The following is a 21,261-nucleotide window of genomic DNA, read 5'->3' as shown; positions in this document are numbered from 1 at the left end:
TCCCGGGGCGGTAGGGGGCGGGCGGGTCAGGAAGCGGTACGGGGTGGGGCGGTCCCGTCCGCCGTCGGGTGGGGCTGAGGGGGTGGTACCGCAGGGTGGGGCTGAGGGGTCTGCGCCGTTGTCGGATCCGTCGTGGGTGCGGGGTCCGTCGGGGGCACCGGGTCCAGGACCGCGTCCGCGGGGCCGGCCGGGTTGACGTACAGGCGGTGGCCGGGCGGGAGCTGGGGCAGCAGTTCCGCCGTGGTGCGGCGGGCGGAGGCGAAGCCGCCGACGAGGTCGAGGTGGGCGGCGGCGCTGAAGACGGGGACGACGGGGGTGCCGTCCGCCGCCGTGGCGGTCACCGGGGAGCTGTCGGGCAGGGTGAGCACCAGCAACTCCGCCCCGGCCAGGGCCCTGGCGACCTCCTCGGGCGGTCCGTAGCCCGTGCGGGCGCCCTGGAGCGCGGCGTCGAGCGCGTCCGTGGGCTCGGGCCAGCCGAGGGTGCGGGGCGAGGGCCGGTAGCCGTCGTTCTCCTCCCACTCCTCGATCTCCCCGCCGGGTCCGGAACGCCACCGGCCGGCCACGGCGAAGGCGGGCGGCAGCCCGTCGCCGGTCCAGCCGGGGTCGATCGCGCTGATCCAGTGGTCCGGGGCGAGCCGCGCGGCCTCGACGAGTTCCTGGGGCGGCCGCGGTGGGCCGGGCGGAGCCGCCGGGCCGGGGAGGGCCGTCAGTGCGGGCGGGGTGTCCGGCCGGGGGGAGGCGGGCCAGGAGGTCACTGTCGGGGCTCCAACGGGTCACCGGGCGGGGCGGGTTCGGCCGGTACGGCTGGTTCCGGTTCCGGGTGGACGGGACGCGGTACCGGCGGGTCGAAGTGCCGTACGCCGCCGTCCGGCGCGGTGAGCGTGAGGCGCAGGCCGAGGTCGGCCGCGGCCATGGCGGCGGCGATCTCCGTGAGGGTCTCGCCGCGCTCGCCCCACAGCCGCAGCAGCCGGTACCGCTGGGCGGGGGTGAGCGTGACCTCCGCCAGGGGCAGGCCGCCCGACATGACGGCGAAGGCGTGCTGGTCGTCGAGCAACGTCACACCTGCGGACTTTAGTTCATCCATGGTCGCGGCGGTGTGCCCGCCCGCCCACTCCTCCGCGCCGAGCTGGGGGGCACGCCGTGCCGCGTCCGGGGCGGAGAGCCGGAACTCCACCCAGCGGTGCAGCGCGTCCGCCGGGTCGGGCCCGGCGAGGAGGGCTCCCAGGCCCGGCCGGTTCAGCAGCGCGGGCGCCCGGTCCCGCAGCGCGCCCGCGAGGGCACCGGGCAACCAGTCGCCACGCTCCGGTACTTGGCTGATCGTCAGTTCGGTTACCGCTGCCGTCTCCGTCCGTGCGGCGTCCGGCGGGGGCGCCGCGGCGGACTTGACCTGGACGGGACGGACGGTGACGCCCAGCCGCTCGGTGAACATGCCGGCCACGTTCTCCAGCCAGCGGGCGGCCTCCTCGGGCGGCAGGTCCGGGCGGACGGCCTTGCTCATGTAGCGGCCGGACTTGTCGTTGACCGTCCACGAGCGCAGCTCCTCGCTCCACAGGAACTCGCCGGACACCCGGCTCGCGCCGGGGGCCGGCCTGCCGCCGGTCCCGAACCGGGCGGCGATGCCGGTGTGGCCGAGGCCGTCCACGGCCCCGCGCAGGTCGTCGGCCGTCGTCCCGGGTCGCCGGGTCCGGACGCCGGCGAGCAGCGCGTCGAACTGGTCCTCGGGCAGGACGTCCGACGGCTTCTCGCTGCCCAGCAGGACCCGGCCCTCGGGGGTGACCGTGTAGATCCAGACGGCGTCCCGGTTGCCGGCGAGCAGCAGGTCCGGGTCGATCTCGTCGAGCGGGGTCCACAGCGGGTTGATGCGGACCTCCTCGTCCTCGTCCAGCTCCTCCTTCTTGACCCGCTTCGGCCGTACGGGCGGGGCGAGGTCGCCGTCGCGGAGCCGGCCCCGGGTCCGCAGCTCAGCGAGGGTCCCGGACGAGAGGCCGGCCGTCAGCTCCGTCAGGTATCCCTCGCTCGCGCCGTGCTCGCGGGCGAGGTCCGCGAGCCAGTCGCGGTCCGCCCGGTCGGGTCGCGGGGCGGGCGGGGGCTGCGGGGGTTCGGGGGCGGGGGGCGCGGGTTCGGGCGCTGTCCCGTCCGGCTCCAGGGACTCGTAGTGGTCGACCCCGTTGTAGTGGACGTGGACGGTGGGCCCCGTGGCGCCGGCGTCCAGCGCCCGGGCGGAGTGGTCGCCGTGGGCCCCGGGCTGTACGACGACCAGGTCGATGGCGAGCGCGCGGGCGACGAGCAGGGGGACGTCGTCGTAGAAGGGGGACTGCCAGAGGTCGGCGGAGGCGAGGGCGCGGGTGACGACGTCGGGCAGGCTCAGGGCCAGGAACGCGGTGCGGTCGTGCGGGAGTCCGCCCTCGCGCACGCGGTACGGCAGTGCGGCGCGTACCCGCTGCCACAGGGCGTCGGCGTCCGGGTCGCCGGGACCGGCCCGCAGCGCGCTCAGCACCTCGGCCCGCAGGCTGTCGACCTGCGCCAGGGCGATCTGGCGCTGCTCGAACCGCTCGTCGACCGGGGGGAGGGCGGACGGGTCGTCCGGGAGCAGGGTGCGGGCGACGCCGGTGGGGAGGCCGCGCAGCAGCTCCCGGTCGTCGGGGCCGGTGGCGAGGCCGACGAGGGCAGCGCGTATCCGGGCGTCGGACACGCGTTCGTCCACCCGCTCGCGCTGGGCGGGGGTGAGCGAGGGCGGTCGGGTGCGGCCGAGCAGGGCGAGGAGAGAGGCGCGGTCGGGGAACTGGTCCCGGACGAGGATCTCCAGCGGGTCCTGCTCGGCGTGCCCGGCGCGCAGTTCGGCGGCGTCGGCGGAGTGGGCGTACCAGTGCGCGAGGTACTGGCGCAGCTGCGGGACGCTCGCGAGCCCGGCGCGCGGCGCGGGCGCCTGCGTCCGCAGTCCGTGCCGTACGGCGTGCAGGAGGCAGTCCCCGTCGGCGGCCACCGCACGCCGCCGGAACCCACGCCCGCCCACGGTGACCCGCGTTCCGGCGTCCACCCCGAGGGAGGCCGCCCGAACCGGAGACGACGGTGCGGCCTCCGGCCCGGCCGGCGGCAGAAGGGGCACCGCGGGGGATGCGGCACCGTTGCCCCCGCCCACCGCGAACCCGGCCCCGCGGGACGCGGGGCCACCCGGCTGCGCCGGCGGCAACACGAGCGACGGCTCGGGCTCCACCCCGCCCGGCGCAGCCGGGGGTGCCGGCTTCCCGCCGTCCTCGGCACCCAACGGTGCGGGCGGGGGCCCGGACTTCGCACCGCTCGGCGCGGCCGGGGGTGCCGGCTTCGCGCCGTCCTCCGCACCCAACGGTGCGGGCGGGGGCCCGGACTTCGCACCGCTCGGCGCGGCCGGGGGTGCCGGCCGCGTGCTGCCCGGCACGAGCGTGGAGCCGTCCTCGGCTCCCAACGATGCGGCCAGAGCCCCGGACTCCGCCCCGCCCGGCGCAGCCGGCGTCGTCGGCTTCGTGCCGTCCGGCACGAGCGACGACCCGTTCTTCGCACCCAACGGTGCGAGCGGATCACCGGACTTGGGGTTCGCCGACAGGGCCGGGGGCGGCACGACCGGCGACTTGGACTCCGTGCCGCCCGGCGCAGCCGGGGGCGCCGGCTGCGTGCCGTCCGGCACGAGCGCGGAGCCGTCTTCCGCGCCCAACGGTGCGGCCGGAGGCGCAGCCGGGGGTTTCGGGGGTGTGGCGGCCGGCGCGCGTGTGGAGCCGTTTTCCGCGTCCGGTGGTGGGGGCAGGGACGCGGGCTTCGTCCTGTTGTCGGGTGGGGTGGGGAGGGTCTCCTCCGGGGTGAATGACGCGAGGGGGAGGGCGGACGTCGTGTCCGACTCGGTCGTGGTGGTTGTGGGGCGGGGGATCGCGGAAAGGTAGGTGTCGCCCTGGCGGTAGAGGGTCACCTCGCGGCGGGGGCCGCTGGTGTGCGGGTCCGTGCCCGGGTGGTGTTGCTCGGTGCCGTCCTCGTCGACCACGACGAGGTCGACGCCGAGCGTGCGCGCCGTCACGCTCGCCGCCAGCGCGGCCGTGGCCGCGTCCCAACGGCGGGCGCGCTGCACGTGCAGCCGTACCAGCGCGGCCCGCTGCCGCGGGGTCAGGGCCGTGCGGACGGCCTCGGGCAGGCGCCCGCCGTCCGCCTCGACCGCGGCCAGGTCGAGCAGTTCCCTGGCCCGGTTCCGGCCGTAGTCCGTGCCGCCGATGCGCGTGGCCAGTTCCCCCGTGCGGAAGACCGCGTCCGGGTCCAGGGGCGCGTCCTTCGGCATCTCCTCGCTCTGGGCCACCGCCGCCGCGAGCAGCGCGGGATTCCGGTACCGGCCGCCGACGGCACGCCCGACGGCGGCGAAGAAGCCGTTGCCGTCGGCGTCGGAGCGGTGGAGGTCGTAGATCCGGGTGCGGCCGCCGGGTTCGGTGGCCGTCAGGGTGCGGTGGTCCGTCGCCGCGTCGAAGCGGACGCGCTTGTTCGTGGGGTCCGCCTGCCAGGGCGGACGGGTGTACGCCGGGCGGGCCCCGGGAGCGGCCACCTCGGCACTCCCGTCACCGTCGCCCTTCTTGCCGTCACCCTTCTTCGGCCCCTCCTTCTTCGGCTCCTCCTTCTTCGGCTCCTCCTTCTTCGGCTCCTCCTTCTTCCCCTCGCTCTTCTTCTCCTCCGCCGGTGGCGTGAACGTCACCGCGTCCGGCTCGGGCGTGGTGCCGAGGCGGGCGCGGCCCGCCTCCGTCGCGGACAGCTGGTGCCAGCGGGTGAGCCGGTCGGCGCCCTCGCGAACCCGGGCGTACTCCGTGGCCAGCGCCTCCGCGTTCTCGCGCGCCGTCCGCAGCATCGCGTCGAACTCGTCCACCCGGGCGCGCGCCGCGTCCCGGGCCTCCGTGACCGCCGTCAGTGCCTCCCGCTTCACCCGCGCCAGCCGGTCCACCGCGTCCTGGCGCTGCTCCTCCCGCAGGCCGGCCCAGCCCTCGTGCGCGGGCTCGGCGGTGCGCGCCTCGTCGTCGAGGGCGTGCAGCGCGCCGCGCGCCGCGACGATCTCCGGCAGCGTGTCCAGCGCGGCGATCCGCGCGTCCAGGTCCCGCTGCGCCCGGTCGAGCGCCGCGTCCCGCGCGGGCCCCTCGTCGCGGCGCAGGTCCCAGTACTTCTTGTCGGCGGCCGTCCACGCCTTGTCCGCCTTGGTGACGGCGTCCCACGCCTTGCCCACCTTCGGCGGGAACCCGGTGTCGTCGATCAGCCCGAGCTGCCGGGCGACGTCCTCGCGCACCCAGGCCAGCACGGTGGTGTCGGTCTCCACCGCCTGCGGCGCCCGCTTGGTCTGCCCGAACGGGCTGCGCAGCACCCGTACCGCCCTGCTGTCCTTGGCGTGGTGGTGGACGGCGGCGACGCTGAGCCAGGTGGTGGGGATGGCGAAGAGGAACGAACGGGTGGTGTTGGGCTTGACGTTGACCGAGGCGAGCCGGTCGCCGGACTGGGCGAGGGCGTCGGACTCCGTGGAGGAGTCGCCGGGCCCCGAGGCGCCCATCTGGTTGGAGCCGGTGTTCTGGGAGGAGGTGAGGGGGCCGCCGCCCAGCGAGGACTCGGTCGTACCGACGCGGGCCGCGGACATGCCGCCGCCGTGGGTGTCGCGCTTGGGCGCCTCGTGCTTCATCCCGTCGGTGACGGTGAGGAGTTGGGCGCCGCGGAAGTCCGGCTTGGAGTACATCCGCAGGTCGCCGTTCGCGCCGCCGAAGAAGCCGCTGTCGGTCAGTCCGGGGATCTGGTACCCGTCCGGGTTCAGCGTGTGGTCGTAGAACGAGGTGAGTGCCCCGTTGCCGGTGCCGTCCTCCAGGTTCTGCGCGGAGCCGCTGCCGGCCCGGGTCAGCGGGGTGTCCAGCGCCTTGGCGACGAGCGCCTCGGTGGGGGTGCCGGTGCGCGGCACGTCGAGCGAGGCGTCGTACGCGGCCGCCAGCGCGAGGGTGTTGGCGGTGTGCAGGTGGTCGAGGCCGACGACCCGGCGGATCTTGAAGCCGTCCTCGGGCAGGGTGAACGGTTTCACGGTGCCGTCGCCGGGGTGCGTGACGTCGTGCCAGCCGCCCGCGCCCATGCCGGTCGGGACGTCCACCTTGTGGGGGCTGCCGGCCGGGCCGAGCCGCGGCGGAGCGAGCGGATCGGAGTCACCGCCGGGGTTGTCCCCGGTGCCGTCCGTACCGGTCGGATCGGGGCGCATGAGGCTGAGCGGGAGGTGTTCGATGAGCTCACCGACGTCGCCCTCCTCGACGAGGGTGAGCCGGCGGTGGCCCGTCCACTTGTGCCACCAGCGCCCGAGCCCCCGGCGCAGCGCGGCGGCGCGGCCGGCGGGGGCCGGCGTGGTGCCGTCGGCGGTGGCCGGTTCGCCGGTGTCGGTGACCTCCAGGGTGAGGCGGAGCCGGTAGCGGGTGACGTATTCGCCGTGCGCCTGTGTGGTCGTCGCGGTGGCGATGCGCACACCGCCCTCGGAGTGGGTCTGGTTCGCGTTCTGCTGGGTGGCGCCGACCTCGGAGTAGGTCGGGCCCGCCGCCCGTACGACGTCGTTGCCGGTGTGCACGCCCTCGCTGACCGTCGTGCCGACGCTGGCACCGGCGGCCCGGCTGCTGCCCTCCTGCTCCGTCTCGACGGCCTGCCGGTGCTCCTCGAACTCCACGCTGTGCCCGAGTCCGGCGAAGCCCGGCCCCTCGCCGGGAGCCGTGTTCGCCGAGGTGCGGGGCACCTTGACCGGGATCAGCTCCGCCCGCGCCCTGACCTGGCGTTCGCCGATCCACATCTGCGTCGTCCGCGAGCCCCAGCGGCCGATGCTCGCGGGCACCGAGGAACCGGAGCCGACCATTTCCTTGCCCAGGGTGCGCACCACGCGCGCCGACACCAGCCGGTGGATGGCGTCCCGGTCCGCCTTGGACAGGCCGAGCGGGCGCAGCCTCCGGTCGAAGTCGCGCAGGACGGGCGCCGCGTTGAGGGAGTTGACGGGGAAACCGCCGAACGGGTTGTCGAGCAGCCAGGGCTGCGGCGACCAGGACCGTGCGGTGTAGAGCGGCACGTCGCCCCACCGGTCGGTGAGCAGGCCGAGCCGGTGGGCGCTCTTCTCCGGGAGGTGCCCGGTCCAGCCGTCGTCGACCAGGACGCGCCGCCCGGCGGCCCCGGCCAGCCGGCGCGGCATGTACCGCCACCCGGTCGCTGCCCGGCCGACGGTGGTGGAGGCGGCCGCGATCTCGTGCTGGACGTCGCCGGTGACGAGGACCTGGCGGTTGAAGTCCTTGCGGTTGATCTCCGCGAGCGCGGCCCGCGAGACGGTGCGTGTCTGGCCGCGGTCGAGCCGGTAGGGGCTGACGACGAGGCCGTAGTTGCCGGTGACGCCCGGCCCGGTCTCGTGGGAGTGCAGATAGACGAGCTGGCCGCCGAAGAACGTGGTGCTGGTGCGGCTGTTGCGCCCGGCGGCCTGGGTGACCCCGCCGAGCGTGGTCTCGGTGTCGACGGGGACGGCACCGGTGAGCGCGGTCAGGCTGCCCGGCACCAGCCGGGTGCGGTGGGCGACGACCGCGGAGCGGTTCAGGTACGGCGCCTTCGCCCACAGCCCGGAGACCCGCCACCCCGAAGGGGCGGACGTCTGGTCGAAGTTGGAGGTGAGGTACTGGCTCTGGAACGCCCGCATGGCGGCGTCGTGCGCGGGGGCGCCCTCCTCGGAGAGCAGCCAGGAGTTGCCGGACGCCTCCTCCAGCACCTCCTGGGCCGCGTCGGTGAGCCCGGGGTGGGCGGTGACGGCGAGGGTGAGGAAGGGGTGACGCTGGTAGGCCTCGGGGCGTTGCCGTCCGGCCCGGTCGAAGAACCGGCGCGTGGACAGGGCGAGATCGCGGGCGCCGCGGGTGGTGAGCTTCAGGGGGCGTCCGTGCAGCGGGGAGAGGCGGCGGTCGCGGTGGCGGGTGGGCACGTGCTCCGTGGGGATGCTCAGCAGCACCCGCCCGGCGACGGGGCCGGTTCCCGTGCGGGCCGGGTCGGCCGTCGGGGTCGTCCCGGTCGTACTCGCGTCCGTGTCCGTACTCGTGTCCGTGCTCGCATCCGAGCCCGCGTCCGTGCCGGGCGTCGCGGTCGGGGCGATCAGGTCCGTCCGCGCGTCGCGGAAGACGAACGGCTGGGTGCCGAGCAGGTTCAGGAACAGGATGCCGCGCAGCATGCTGCGGAACCGCCAGAACCCGCCGCGCCGGGCGGTGAGGGTGAGGTCGTAGCTGTAGAGGTGGGCGCCCTTGGTGCTGATGGACATCGCCTCGTGCGTCGCGCTCGGCCCGTAGCCGCTCTCCACGTCGCTGCGGCGGCCGTACCGTCCGCCGAGGGAGGCCGTGCCCGCCCGGTTGGGCAGGCCGATGTTGTCGGTGGCCGGGTCGCGGACGGAGAGCAGGCCCTCCACTCCCCCGTGCAGACCGCGCCCCGCGCTCTGCTGGCCGCCGAGGTTCTCGCTGCCGGGGGCGCTGAACCGCAGCCGCAGGTCCTTCTGCTTCCCCTCGTACCGCCGCCCGGTCAGCCGGGCGTCGATCCAGACGTGCCGCAGGCCCCGGGTGGCGCGGCCGGAGTCGACCAGCGAGAGGCGCAGTCCGCCGGTCATCATCGTCTCGAGGTTGCCCGCCATGCCGTGGTGGGTCAGCGTGTTGAGGACCTCCAGGGTGTTGTTGAGGACGATCTCGTAGTGCGCGGCGTCGCGCCAGCGCGGGTTGCGCGGGTTCAGTTCGGCGAGCGGGGCGACGAGGCCGGGGTGGACCCGGGCCACCTCCGCCAGCACCCGCTCGGCGACGTACTCGGGGAACGTGCGCTCCTGACCGTCGACGGTACGGGTGGTGGAGCCGTCCGCGAAGGTGAACTCCTCCGCGCGGGCCATGCCCAGGGTGGTGGGGTCGTCCTCGGCGAGGTAGGGCGGGACGGCCGGCCCGGGGTCGGTGGGCGGGGTGCGGCCCGCGGGGGCGGCCAGCCGCAGGGCCTCGGTGCGCGTCATCCGCTCCACCGCCCAGGTCTGGAAGGTCTGGCTGGCCGGGGGCGAACTCCACGTCCGCGGCGGGTTCTTGCGCAGTTTCCCGGGCCGGCCGGCGCCGTCGCCGCGCCGGCCGGGCAGCGGGGCCCTGGTGCCGGGCGGCGCGGTGACGGTGATCGTCTTCTGTACGAGGTAGAGCCCGGTGGGGTCGCCCTTGGCCTGCGCGGCCGACTTGACGGCGCCGGTGCCGCCGGTGGTGGCGTAGCGGCTGCGGGAACTGCCGTAGCGCACATTGCCGCCGAGCAGCAGCCGCAGGTTGAACTTCCCCTCGCGCAGCCCGAACCACTGGAACGAGGGGCCGACCGCGCCGCCGATCTCGGTGTTCTTCGAGTGGCCCACGCTGCGTTCGTTGCGGACGGTGGACTGCATGATGTCGCGCAGCTCCGCCGCCTTGGTCTCGCTGATGAGGACGGCGTCGCCCGACTCGACCCGGACCGAGAAGACGCCGAGCGGCGAGCGGCCCGAGTCGTCGCGGAACAGCGGGGGCGTGGTGGTACGGCCCGCGTTGAGGACGCCGCCGGCCCGCTGGAAGGAGTCGGAGGAGAAGAAGTCGACCAACTGCGACCCGGCCATGGTGTCCGACTTGACCCCGGCCTGGTGCAGCACCCAGTCGCGTACGTGCGCGATCGGGCCGTACGTCTCGGTGGCGACCGAGCGGTAGGCGGGCCGGCCGCCGAGGTCGATCCGTGCGGGCAGCCGTTCCGCGGGCGGGTCGTCGTGGGTGAGGCTGTCGGCCAGCCGCACCAGCAGTCCGTCCCGGACGGCGAAGCCGAAGCCGACGCCCTGGGCGCCGCGCCGGGTCACGGGCCTGCCCCTGCCGTCGACGGGGCGGCCCCGCCGGTCGGTGACCGTGACCTCGTACCAGACGTCGTCCAGGTGGGCGTGCGAGCCGTCGGTGGTGCGGGTCTCGACCTGGTTCATCGTCTGGTTCTGCTGGCCGTAGACGACCCGCTTGCCCCAGGACTTGCGGAAGAAGCCCCGGCCCCAGACGGAGTACGGGTCCCTGGTGGGGCCGAGCGGCACGGACGGCAGGAGGGAGGTGGAGGTGCTGTTGACGGCGGTCCGGCCGGTGGTGGCGGTGGTCCGCTGCATGGTGTCGACCTTGACCGGGTTGGCGTAGCCGAACGCGAACCGTTCCCACTGGCCGTACGGGCGCGCGGTCACGGTGGCCACCCGGGTACGGCCGCTCCTGGTGCGGTAGGTGAACTGCTGGCCGTCGCCGAAGAAGCCGTGGGGGTTGCGCCGCAACCGCTGCCGCACGTCGTCGACGAGGGTGCGCGGGGGTGTGCCGCGACGCTTGGCGGCGGGGGCGGGCGCCAGGTCGTGGTAGTTGCCGAGCCGGTCGCCGATCTCCCGGGCCACGTCCTCGGCGCCGCGCAGCGTGCGGTCGCCCTGGCCGAGCCGGTAGGAGCGGCTCAGGACGTCGCGGGGCAGCCCGGGGAGCAGGGCGCCGACGCCGCCCATGTACGCGGGCAGCCGGGAGCGGTCGGTGAACGTCACGGGGCCGCCGCCGCTGACGGGGGCGGGCGGCAGGTCGCGGTCGAGACGCGGGGGGCGCCGGTCGTCGATGTCGTCACCGACCCAGGCGAGCCGGGGCACGGCCGGGAGCCGCGTCGGGCCGGGCGCGGGGGCGTCCTCGGGGATGGTGGTCAGCCCGGTCGCGCGCGGGTTCGCGCGGGGCGGCCGGGTGCGGGGCACGCGCGAGGGGGGTGTCGTCCCGACGGTCTTGAGGGGGGCGGGAGGTGTCGGCGTCGTGTCGGACGACGTGGACGCGGACGAGTTGGGCCGGGGCGGGGTCACCGGCGCGCCCGCCGGGGGCTGCTGCGCCGCCGCGAGCAGGGTGACCGGGTGGGTGCGGGTCCAGTCGTCGGCGGCCGGGATGCCGTGGGTGGCGGGGATGCCGGCCAGGGTGACCGGTCCGGTCCCGGTGGTGTTGGAGCGGCCGAGCCCGGTCGTGCCCCTGGGCGCCCAGACGGTCCGGCCGGTGGCACGGATGACGGCGTCCCGCAGGGACGAGGGCGCGACGGGCCGGAGGGCGGCGGACTGCGGCGGGTTCGGCTGCGGAACGTTCGACTGCGGAACGTTCGACTGCGGAACGTTCGACTGCTGGGGCACGTTCTGCTGTGGGGTGTGCGGCTGTGCCGTGCTGTCGCCGGACCGGGAGACGGCCAGGACGACGTCCGTCTTCCACACGTCCCGGGCGATGAGTTCGGGGTCGCGCGCGACGAGTGCGGCGACCTCCGCGTGCGGCACGGCGACCCGGCGTCCCCCGGACAGCGCGACCCAGGCCCGGCCGGTCCCCGTGTCCTCCGCCGCCACGACGTACGCCGGTTGCTTCCCCTGGACCACCCAGGGCGCGGCCTCCTGGCCGGTGCGGCGGTAGGAGCCGCCCGGCAGTGGGGTCAGGGTGCCGAGGACGGAGGCGTCCACCTGCGTGCCCGGTGCCACCGGGGCGTTCCAGTTGCGTCCGTTGGGCCGGCCCGCGGCGTCGTGGGTCAGCGACTGCGGGTCGAAGGCGCCCTGCTCCTCCAGATGGAAGGCGGCCAGTTCCACCGAGTCGTACGGGTTGCGGCCGGCGGCGACCGCCCTGGTGGCCAGCCACCCCAGTTCGACGCGTCTCGAGGGATCGGGCGCCGGCAGATGCAGCGCCACCATGGCCGCGATTCCCACGTCGGGCAGCGAGGAGAGCCATTCGTACGACTTCACCTGGGCCCAGTACAGCCGGGAGACCTCCGCCGGGCCGATCGTCGCCGAGGGGTCCAGGCGCAGCACTTGTACGGCGGCGGCCGGCAGATCCCTGAAGCTCCGCGTCTGCTGCGCGACCCCGGCGAGGAGCGGGACCCGCACGAAGTCGGTGAGCCGGGTGCCCGGGGACACATTGGCCGCCCGCGCGAGCAGGGCGCGGTAGGCGCCGGCGTCCACAGCGCGCACGCCGTCGCCGTGGTCCCGCCGGTTGGCGAGGGCCGCCCGCTGGAACAGCTCCAGGGTGAACGGACCCAGGCCGTTCAGGTGGGGGTCGGTCTCGCGCATCAGCTCCAGGGCGCCGATGCCGCGCAGGAGGTCGTCGTAGGAGGGGTCCTGGTCGATGCCGGGGCCGAGGGTCTGCCGCAGGGCGCGCACCAGCCGCAGGGTCCGGTCCAGGGTGTCCCCGGGCACGGGGCCGGGGCCGGGGTGCAGGCCGGCGGTGCGGGCCCGGTCGGCCAGTTCCGGGTCGCGGGGTTCGGGCCAGAACTCCAGGAGCCGGCCGCCGCGTCCCTGCGCGTCGGTGTACGCCTCCACCCAGAGCGGCGGGTTGGGGCCGTGCCCGGCGGCGTAGCCGATGGGACGGTCACTGGCCCGTACCCGCTTGCGGGTGCCGTTGGCCACGACCTGGGCGATGGGGATGTCGGCGAGCGGGTCGGCGGCCGGGGGGAGGGAGGCGGCCACGTTGGAGTACGCGTGCGCGTCCCCGCCGTAGACGCCGCCCGTCCAGCAGGAGTCGAGGTAGATCCAGTCCTGGTCGCGCAGCCGGCGCACGCTCGGCCGCCGGTTGAGCCAGTGGGTGACTTCCTCTCCGGAGGCCCGGTAGGTGCTGCCGTCCTCCTGCGGCATGTCGACGTGGGTCGAGCTGCCGTGCATGTTGACGTGGTGCACCCGCTCGCCGGGCTTGGCGCCCACGGTCAGCGGCGTCGTCGCCGTGGCCACCGCGGCACCGGAGTGCCGGAGTGCGGAGGTGGTCACCCGGTGCAGCTTCCGGTAGTGCGCCTCCCGGTTGCCGGCGAACTCGGCCGGGTGGAACGCGGCCCGCCCGATCTGCTGGGTGCCGTCCCCGTCCGCGACGAGGGTGAAGCTGACCAGGTTCTGCTCCCACTCGGGGATGTCCGCGGTGCTCGTGGTGGGCGTGGCCCGGGCAGAGCGAGTGGACTGGCCGGCCTGTATGGCCTGTACGTCGGCGTCGGTCAGTACCTCGCCTGGGCCGCTGCGGATCCAGTCGCCGCGGGGGACGTCGGGCTTCTGGTCCAGGACGAGCCTGGACGTCCCGTCGTCCCTGGCCTCCAGGACGGGGTTGCCGCTGGTCGACCACACCTGCCGGCCGAGCCGGTCGGCCAGGGCACGCGGCAGCTCCAGCTGCCGGCCTCCGGCGAAGGGGACCACCAGCACGACCGGCACGTCCTGCGGCAGTGCGGAGAACACCGGGTCCATGGTGAGCAGTTCGGCGAACACGTCCACCGGCATCGCCACGTCGGTGCCGTCGCTCAGGGTGATGCTGACGGCGTAGGGGCTGCCACCGGCCACGACGAGGAACGGCCGCGGCCCGCCCGGGGCCGGGCGCCATGGCGCAGGGCTGGGGTTGGTCGTCTGCGGCTGCCCCTCCGGCTGCCCGGTGTACTCCCAGACGTTGTCCAGGTCCAGGTCGAGGCCGTGGCTGTCCCCCGGAACACCGCCCCAGTCACGCCCGTACGGGGTGCCGTCGGGGGCGGTGACCGCGAACGGCCCGGACAGCGCCCCGCGCAGGGTGAGCCCGAACGCGGCGAGGGTGGGCAGGCCGGGCGCCTGCTCCATGGCCGGGTCGAGGGCGATACGGAACAGATCCCCGTACTCGTTGTTGCCGACCGGTGCCCCGGGGTCCAGGAGCAGTACCCGGCGGGCGACGGCGTCCAGGTCGAACGGCCCCTGGCGGAGCGCGGAGTCGGTGTCGGTCCCCCGCAGGGTGTCCAACCGCCCGATGGCGTCGTGCAGTTGCGGATACAGCCGGTTCGCGGTGATGCCGTCGCCGAAGGCGTGGACGAGGGGCTCGCGGTAGGGGTCCTGGGGCGGGTACTGCGGTTCGGGTTGGGGCTGCGGTTGAGGTTGGGGCTGGGGTTGGGGGGCGGCCTCGGGCTCGGGGCTGGGCGTGTCGATGTCCATGTCCGCCGAGCCGAGGGAACCGGCCGGGGAGGGCGGGTCGGTCCGCGGGGTGTTCGCCGGCGGGCTGAAGTCGGCGGCGGAGTCGGAGACGAAACGGTGAGGCTGGGGCTGGAGATGGGGCCGCGGTGCGGTGAAGGAGTCCGTGTCCGGTGCGGGGGCGGACACGGTGGGCGGGGTGGGCAGCTCCGTACTGCTCGAGGTCACGACGGACGGGGTGCCGACGTCCGAAACCGGCGCGGGGGCGGACGGGGCGGGGAGGCCACTCTCGCTCTCGCCCTCGGGCGTGGGAACGAAGGCGGTGGGGGTGTCCGTGTCGGGGGCGTGCGTGTCGGGGGTGTGCGTGTCGGGGGTGTCCGTGTCGGGGGCGTGCGTGTCGGGGGCGTGCGTGTCGGGGGTGGCGGGGGCCGTCGCGGTCGGTGACGGCTCCGTCGTTCCGGTGCCGCCGCCGCGGACGCGGACGGGGAGCCCGAGGTCGTTGCGGAGGCGGTCGGCGAGAGCGACGGCCGCGGGGCGGCCGCCCCCGTTGGCCAGTGTGTCGGCGACCTGGCGCACGGCGTCCCGGTAGGTGTCGACGGCGTGCCGGGAGTCGGCGAGCACGGGGTGCAGTTCCAGCGGCAGGACGAGCCCGGCCGCCGAGTCCCACGCCTGCCGTACGGTGCCGGGGTCCAGGTCCGGCAGCGACTGGGCGAAGTCGTCGTAGGAGCCCTGCCACAGCCGCTGGGAGGCATGGGAGGCGACGGTGTCCAGGCCCTCCGGCCACGGACCCGGCCGGTTCATCAGCACCTTGACCTGCTCGACGGGGTCCAGCCCGCTGTCGGCCAGGGACACCCGGCCGTCGCCGCCCAGCTCGATCTGCGCCCGCAGATCGGGGCTCAGGGTCACCCCCGCGCCTGCCAGGTCCTTCACGGTCACCGTCGTGCCGGTGCCCAGCCCGTCCGGCAGCCCCTCCGAGAAGTCGTCCGGAAGATCGTCGGCGGTCACCTGGGAGGCGATCCACTGCCGCTGCGTCGCGTCCCGCTGCACGACGGGGGCGGGCGCGGGGGTGGAGGTGGGCGTGGCGGTCGGGAGCGAGGACGGGGTGGTGTGCGGGGACGACGTGGTCGGGACGGTGTCCGGGTCCACGCCGAGGTCCCGCAACCGGTCCTCTGTCCCGGCCACCTGCTGCCCGGCCCGCTCCACCCGCTGGTTCGCCCGGTCGAGGTCGACGACGTCCCGGCTGCTCCCCGCACCGCTCTCCACCCGCGTCCGGATCCGCTCGACGTCGTTCGTCGCGTCGGTGAACTCCCGTACGGCGTCGGCGTGCCGGCCCCGCGCGTCGGCGACGTCGAGGTCGGTCGGGGTCACCCGCTCCTTGCCCTTCCCGCTCACCGGCGCGGGAAGGGCGGTGTCGTCGTGGTCCACCTCCTCGTCACTGCCGTAGCCGCTGTCCGCGTCGTCGTCGGTGTACGCGGGGCGGTCGCCGCCGTACCCATGGACACTGCCGGCGTCACCGTCACTGCCGTAGGCGCTGTCGGCGTCACCGTCACTCCCGTAGGCGCTGTCGGCGTCACCGTCACGGTCCTTCCCGCCAGCAGCACCTCCCCCAACTCCTCCGCCGACGCCTTCCCCTCCCGACACGGTCCGCAGGTTCTTCAGCCAGTTGGCGCTGTTGGTGATCCCGGCCTCCGCGCCCGCCTCGAACCGTTCGCTCAGACCGGCCCCGACGAACGTCTGCCAGCTCGGCATCCAGTTGCCGAAGAACGCGCCCATGATGATCGACTCGGCCAGCGTCTCGGAGGCTCCGTCGGCGACGAACTGGCCGCCCTGGTGGACGGAGTTGGCGCCGAGGCCGTCGGGCTTGGGCGTGGGGGTGTAGTCCGGCGGGTTGAGGTGGGGCGGGGTGACGGACGGGGGCGGGTTCGGGGTGGTGGTCTCCGGACCGGGATCGCGGTGGTCGTTCCTCGTGTTCGGGTCGGGGTGCGGGTCGGGGGTCGGGAGGTTGTCGGTCTTGTTCCTCGTGCTGTTCCGGAAGAGGTCGTCGTCGAACTTGCCGACGATGTCGTCGATGTTCCGCTTGAAGGGGTTCACCAGGTTGTCGGTGAAGTCCCGCATGAACTTGGAGAAGACCGGCGCGAGACCGCCCGCGAGCGCGCCGAAGGCGCCGCTCACCCCGACGTCGAACCAGTCGATCGAGCGCGGCCGCTGTCCGGCGGGGGCCATCGTCATCATGGCGAGCCGGACGGCCAGCGTCATGAACGCCTCTTCTATCGCCTCCGTCAGGCTGGGCAACAGGTGCGTGCGGTGGGACAGTTCGTACAGGGCCTCCAGGATGAACAGCCGGCTGCGCGCCCGCGCGACCGCCGCCTGGGTGGCACTCGCGCCGCCCGTGAAGAAGGACAGCACGGCGAGGACGGCGAGTTCGATCGCCAGCCGGACCAGTTCGGCGATGATGTTCCACTTCGCCTCCCTGATCTGCATGGAGACGTTGACCTGGCCGGACTCGACCTGGTCCAGGTCCTTCTCGAACTGGTCGAGGTAGGGCAGTACCTCGTCGATGGCGGCGACGAACTGCTGGGCGACGCCGGGCGGGAAGCCCTGGCTCACCGCCGCCATCGCCGCCTGTGCCTGCTCCCTGAGCCGGCCGACGTCCCGCTTGATCGCCCGGTAGGACTTGCTCGTCGCGTAGGCGGTGTCTTCGTTCGCCTCGAGGAAGGTCTCCCCGATGAGGATGAAGAAGAGCCAGTTGAGCTTGGGCGAGACGGTGATGGCCACGTTACGAACGGCCGCCGCGGGCCTGGTCGGCGATGCTCTCCATGACACCGTGCTGGGTGCCGAGGATGCTGCCCAGGTTGTCGATCGTGCCGGTGCCGATGGCGGTCACGCCCTCCGCGACGGCGTCCAGCGTGCCGAGGACGGTGTCACGGGTCTGCACGAACTTGGCGCGCAGCTGGTGTCCGTAGTCGTCGTCGCCGGTCCAGCTGGTGTCGGAGAGCGCGAAGTGCGCGGAGGAGGCGAGGGCGTGGGTGGCCCTGCCGAGTTCGTGGATGGCGCGGCTCCCGGCCATCAGGCGCGAGGAGTCGGCGGTGTAGGCCGGTCCGGTCATCGCTGGGGTCCCTCCGTGTCGTGTTCGCCGTCCTCGTGGATCTCGTCCCGCAGACGGGAGCCGGCCGAGGGACGGGGGCGTGCGGGGCGTCCGGGGGCGTCGTCGTGACGGCTGAGGAAGCGCTCCCAGTCGACGTCGAGGCCGGACAGTTCGGGGACGCGCTCGGTGGGGCCGGTGAGCGGCCGGAACACCCGTACGGCTTCCTGGGCCGCGCGGTCGCGGCCCTGGCGTACGGCCTCGACGACGGCGGCGCCGAGTTCGGTGCCGGTCATGTCGCGGTACTTGCCGTGGAGGAAGCGCAGGCCGGTGAGTTCGCCCTGCGCGCCGACGGTGGCCTCGACGGCGCCGTCCTCGGAGAGCGCGACGGCGGAGAAGTCGCGCAGGCGTTCCTCGGCGCGGGCGACGGCGGCCTCGGCCGCGGCGACCTCCGCGCGGGCGCGCGCGAGGCGCTGCGCCAGCGGGTCGTCGGGGTTTAAGCCCCGATCCCCTTCCGGCTGCTGACGACTCATCACCGCGGGTCTCCCTCCGTCGTCCCCGGTCGACGGAGTGATCGTCAACGGCTTCGGTGACGACAGAACGAACGCGGCCTTCCCGGCCGGCAAACCGGCCAAAGTATTCACCCCCCGTTCACCTGGCGGTGTGGTGGTGCCGCCGGGGCGGGGGGTGCTTGCGGTGCGTGTTCGGCTGCGGGCGGGCGGGGGTTGTTCGCGAGGGTCAGGCCCCCACCGCCTCCACCCCCCGTCCCCCCGGCTCCCCCTTCTGTCCCTGCTCCCCCATCTCCCCCATCTCCCCCTTCTCCTCCACGAAGGACACGTCCTTTGTCTTCCGGGCTACTCCTCGCAAGTGTGTTCTGAGCAGCGGAAATGACTCATTCCTTCCGTGATCGTTTCCCTGAACGGGAACACGGCGGGAACACGATTACCTAGCGTCGAGGGCATGGCTTCAGTACACCCTCGCAAGAACAAGCGCGAAGAGATCACGAGCTGGCAGGTCAAGTGGCGTCTCGGCGGCGGCCGGGGCGGCGACGTGCAGACGGAACGCTTCGACGACGAGACGTCCGCGACCGTCTTCAAGAAGGCAGTCGACGAGGCCGGCCAGCAGTGGCCGCCGGGCTGGGTCAAGGGCAAGGGCTACGTCGCTCCGGACGCCGCTGACGAGGAGCGCTTCCGCTTCCGCGTCTTCGCCGCCAAGGTGATCGACACCAAAACGGGCATCGAAGGCAACAGCCGCAAGCGCCAGCACCGCAACCTGGAACGCTGGATCAACCCCGTCTTCGGCGAGTGCGACATCCGCAGCGCGGAGCACATCAGCAAGGACACCGTTCGCCAATGGGTGATCGGGCTCGAGAAGACCCTCGTTCACTGGGGAAGCACTCCGAGGTCCGGCGTCGCGAAGAACCTGCGCCCGATGAGTCCCTACACGATCCGCACCCTTCACGGTCTGCTCTCCAACATCCTGAACGAGGCGGTGACCGCGGAACCTCCGCTCAGGGAGCGCAATCCGTGCAAGTCCACTCGTCTGCCACGGCTGGACACCGACGGCAGCGGCGCGGACAGCGACGACAGTGAGGCCATGGAGTTCCTGCTCCCCCAGGAGGTCGCCGGAGTCATCTCGTCCATGAAGCGGCGGTCGGACCAGCTTCTGACCACCGTCGCCTACGGCACTGGGATGCGCTGGGGCGAGATCACCGCGCTGGCCCCCATGGCACTGCTCGGACGGAACACCTCCAATCCACGGATCCGGGTACGCAGGGCGTGGAAGAAGGCGGAGGACGCGGGGTTCTACCTCGGGACACCCAAGAGCAGGCGTAGCCGGCGCACGCTGAGGGTCAGCGCTGCCGTCGTGGCGGCGCTGGTGGAGCAGGGAGTCGACCGACTGCCCCGCGACGGACTTCTGTGGACGGGCGACCGCGGACAGCACCTGGCGTACTCAACGTTCAGCGGGCGCTGGCACAAGGCGGTCCGCGCGGCCAAGGAGAAGGGGCTCCTGCCGGTCGAGAAGCACCCGACGCCGCATGACCTGCGGCACAGCCACGCAGCTCTGCTGATCTCGCACGGGCACTCGCTGACATACGTGCAGCGGCGGCTGGGGCATGAGTCGATCCAGACGACATCCGACACGTACGGGCACCTGCTGCCCGAGGCCGACGACAACGCGATGGCAACCATCGAGGCGGCGTTGCCGGGCGAGCGGCCGAGGCTGCGCAGCGTCGGGTAGGACGTCGGGGTGGCCGGTGTGGCTGTGCCGGTCGGGTACAGCCACATCCCGGACATGCGTGCCAGGGTTCGGCACAAGGTGCGAGGGATCGATTCGCCTGGGTCAGGCGTCGAGGTTGCGGACAGGCTGGAGTTCGGCCCGCCGTGTCCGCTGCGGGATCACCTGCCAACTGCTGCTGCTGGCGGCGACGTGGCTGCGGCCGTATCCGCGGGAGGTGAACCGGCCGGCGGCGGCCAGCATCTCCTCGACGACGAGCTGGTTGCGCTCGTCGGTGACCTCGCTGAGCTCCTGCATGAGACGGTCGTTCTCCGCGACGATCTCGCTCATGCGGGTCCTGGCGTCATCGACGCAGCGTTTGTAGCCCTCGATCCGCAGTGCGCTGGTGTGGGCGCGGCGGTCGAGCGCGGCCTCCCGTCTGGCGAGGTCGTCCTCGCGTACCCGCATCTCGGCGTCGAGACTGCGGCGTTGCTGTTCGACGCGGCCCATGTCCTGCCGGGTGCGGTGCTCGAATGCCCGGAGCAGGTGCCAGAGGACGGCGGCCAGCAGGCCGGCGGTGCTTGCGGTGAGGAGTCCGACGCCTACGGCGGCGATCTCCCAGTGGTGTCGCCAGATGCCGTCCCCCGCGAGTATCCCGCCCGCTGCGCATCCCACTGCGGACGGAACTGCCAGTCTGTACGCCACGTATTACCCCCTTGCGACTGCACCCCGGCCCCCCGCCGCGTCCTTCTCCTCCTGGAGCTGGATGGCGTTCCGGATGTTCCCGATGAGCATCGAGCGGATTGTGGGATCGGTGATCCCCCAGGCGTCCGCTGCCTCGTCCGGGGTGATTGAACGAGAGATTACCTCTTGAATGGCCGGTTCGTTACCTTCTTCCGAATCGGGCAGCAGCCCGCCCTGCACCAGCATCTCCCGCTGGTCGACGCCCAGTGTTTTGGCCCATCTCTGCATTTGAGAGGGCAGGGGAATCGATCCGCCGTCGAGGGTCCGGCTCACGGTTGTGAGGTTGAGACCGAGGTCGTCGGCCAGTCGTTTTCGGCCGCCCATGCGGGGCCGGACGTCGTAGCCGGCCCGCGTGGCCTCGCGGGTGAGGTAAGCGCCGAAGCGCCGGGCCCGGGCCCGGCGCTCCTCCTGAGTCTCGCTGTGTGGGTGGTCCTCCATGCTCCGCATGAGCGGAGGGTAGCGCGCACGCACGCAACCCGCGCGCTACTTGCATGCGTGCATCTTTGCAGGTCAATGGCTGATTCGGGCATCTTCCATGGTCACGGGTGCGATCGCAGTTGCGGTCGCACGAAAAAATCCACCCCTCGGAGATTCGGCGTGTGACTTGCGCGCACGCACGCAACTTGCGTAGGTTGCAGTTGTGCGAGCAAGTTGCACGCACGCAAGTAATCATTTTTTTGGGGGGTGTAATGGCCAAGCTCCGTCTGCACTCGGCCCACCTCTTCAAGCGGGCCAAGGCGGCCGGCGACGAGGGGGTCCCCGCCATCGCGAAGCGCGCGGGTGTCAGCGAGTCCACGGTCTACCGGCTCATCGCCGGGACCATCGAGCCCAGCCTGCCGACGCTCTGGGCCTTCCGCGGGGCGTACGGAGGCCGGCTCGACAGCCTCGTACACGAGGACACCACGGCGGGACCGTCGTGAGCGGCCCGCAGATCGAGTCGGTCGACGCGCTCGTCGCCTACCTCGTCGACAGCAGCCTGAAGTGCTACTCCGTCGCCGAGCTCGCCGAGCTCCTCGGCATCAAGAAGAGGTTCATCGAGGACAACGTCTCCCGCCTGCCGCACCACAAGTTCGGCCGCGCGGTGTCCTTCGACGCGGCGCAGGTGCGCCGGATCAAGGAGATGCACCAGGTGTCGCCGCTCGACACCCAGGCGCCCGCCGAGCAGGGGCCGCCGTCGGCCGGGACGTCCGTCCTGACGCTGACGAGCATCCGGCCCTCCGCCGGCCGCCGACGTCGGCCCACGGGCTGACCGTACGCGGGGCCACCCCGAGCCAGGACCAGTGGCCGAGGCGACCCCACGCAATCACCAGAC

The 21,261-nt window shown here is 73.6% G+C and carries 9 protein-coding genes; 3 read left to right on the top strand and 6 right to left on the bottom strand.

What is annotated here, in order from left to right; translation table 11 throughout:
• Positions 1 to 26: 26 nt before the first annotated feature.
• The 4 genes from OIE12_RS30920 to OIE12_RS30905 are packed head-to-tail and all read right to left on the bottom strand — an operon-like array spanning position 27 to position 17,521.
• A complete protein-coding gene (locus OIE12_RS30920; protein ID WP_329141079.1) occupies positions 27 to 755 on the bottom strand; it encodes a type VII secretion system-associated protein in 729 nt (242 codons plus the stop codon).
• A complete protein-coding gene (locus OIE12_RS30915; RefSeq protein WP_329141077.1) occupies positions 752 to 16,681 on the bottom strand; it encodes a lonely Cys domain-containing protein in 15,930 nt (5,309 codons plus the stop codon). Before OIE12_RS30915 ends, OIE12_RS30920 begins: the two co-directional genes overlap by 4 nt.
• 1 nt (position 16,682) lies before the next feature.
• Positions 16,683 to 17,012: a hypothetical protein gene (locus OIE12_RS30910; RefSeq protein WP_329141075.1), complete on the bottom strand. Its 330-nt coding sequence runs from the start codon at positions 17,010 to 17,012 to the stop codon at positions 16,683 to 16,685.
• Positions 17,009 to 17,521, bottom strand: coding sequence for a YbaB/EbfC family nucleoid-associated protein (locus tag OIE12_RS30905; RefSeq protein WP_329141073.1), 513 nt, complete (start codon positions 17,519 to 17,521; stop codon positions 17,009 to 17,011). The genes OIE12_RS30910 and OIE12_RS30905 overlap by 4 nt, the downstream gene beginning before the upstream one ends.
• A 427-nt stretch (positions 17,522 to 17,948) precedes the next feature.
• Between OIE12_RS30905 and OIE12_RS30900 the strand changes: the two genes are divergently transcribed.
• The gene (locus tag OIE12_RS30900) at positions 17,949 to 19,229 is read left to right on the top strand and encodes a tyrosine-type recombinase/integrase (RefSeq protein ID WP_329141071.1); all 1,281 of its coding nucleotides are present in this window, start codon (positions 17,949 to 17,951) and stop codon (positions 19,227 to 19,229) included.
• Between the two features lie 102 nt (positions 19,230 to 19,331).
• On the opposite strand, the gene OIE12_RS30895 is transcribed toward OIE12_RS30900, so the two are convergent.
• Together OIE12_RS30895 and OIE12_RS30890 are read right to left on the bottom strand one after the other, a co-directional pair.
• A complete protein-coding gene (locus OIE12_RS30895; RefSeq protein WP_329141069.1) occupies positions 19,332 to 19,910 on the bottom strand; it encodes a hypothetical protein in 579 nt (192 codons plus the stop codon).
• 3 nt (positions 19,911 to 19,913) lie between these two features.
• Positions 19,914 to 20,396 (bottom strand): transcriptional regulator, encoded by a 483-nt coding sequence (locus tag OIE12_RS30890; RefSeq protein ID WP_329141067.1) that lies wholly within the window; start codon positions 20,394 to 20,396, stop codon positions 19,914 to 19,916.
• A gap of 242 nt (positions 20,397 to 20,638) precedes the next feature.
• On the opposite strand from OIE12_RS30890, the gene OIE12_RS30885 reads away from it, so the two are divergent.
• Together OIE12_RS30885 and OIE12_RS30880 are read left to right on the top strand one after the other, a co-directional pair.
• A complete protein-coding gene (locus OIE12_RS30885; protein WP_329141066.1) occupies positions 20,639 to 20,869 on the top strand; it encodes a helix-turn-helix domain-containing protein in 231 nt (76 codons plus the stop codon).
• Positions 20,866 to 21,198: a helix-turn-helix domain-containing protein gene (locus tag OIE12_RS30880; RefSeq protein ID WP_329141064.1), complete on the top strand. Its 333-nt coding sequence runs from the start codon at positions 20,866 to 20,868 to the stop codon at positions 21,196 to 21,198. Before OIE12_RS30885 ends, OIE12_RS30880 begins: the two co-directional genes overlap by 4 nt.
• Positions 21,199 to 21,261 lie beyond the last annotated feature (63 nt).

The sequence above is a fragment of the Streptomyces sp. NBC_00670 genome (genome assembly GCF_036226765.1).
Taxonomy (GTDB): domain Bacteria; phylum Actinomycetota; class Actinomycetes; order Streptomycetales; family Streptomycetaceae; genus Streptomyces.
This window is presented reverse-complemented; position numbering and strand designations above follow the sequence as displayed.

Excerpts from the sequence above, each read along its gene's own strand:
- OIE12_RS30910 (WP_329141075.1), bottom strand. The coding sequence starts at position 17,012 with ATGACCGGACCGGCCTACACCGCCGACTCCTCGCGCCTGATGGCCGGG.
- OIE12_RS30905 (WP_329141073.1), bottom strand. The coding sequence starts at position 17,521 with ATGAGTCGTCAGCAGCCGGAAGGGGATCGGGGCTTAAACCCCGACGAC.
- OIE12_RS30900 (WP_329141071.1), top strand. The coding sequence starts at position 17,949 with ATGGCTTCAGTACACCCTCGCAAGAACAAGCGCGAAGAGATCACGAGC.
- OIE12_RS30890 (WP_329141067.1), bottom strand. The coding sequence starts at position 20,396 with ATGCGGAGCATGGAGGACCACCCACACAGCGAGACTCAGGAGGAGCGC.
- OIE12_RS30885 (WP_329141066.1), top strand. The coding sequence starts at position 20,639 with ATGGCCAAGCTCCGTCTGCACTCGGCCCACCTCTTCAAGCGGGCCAAG.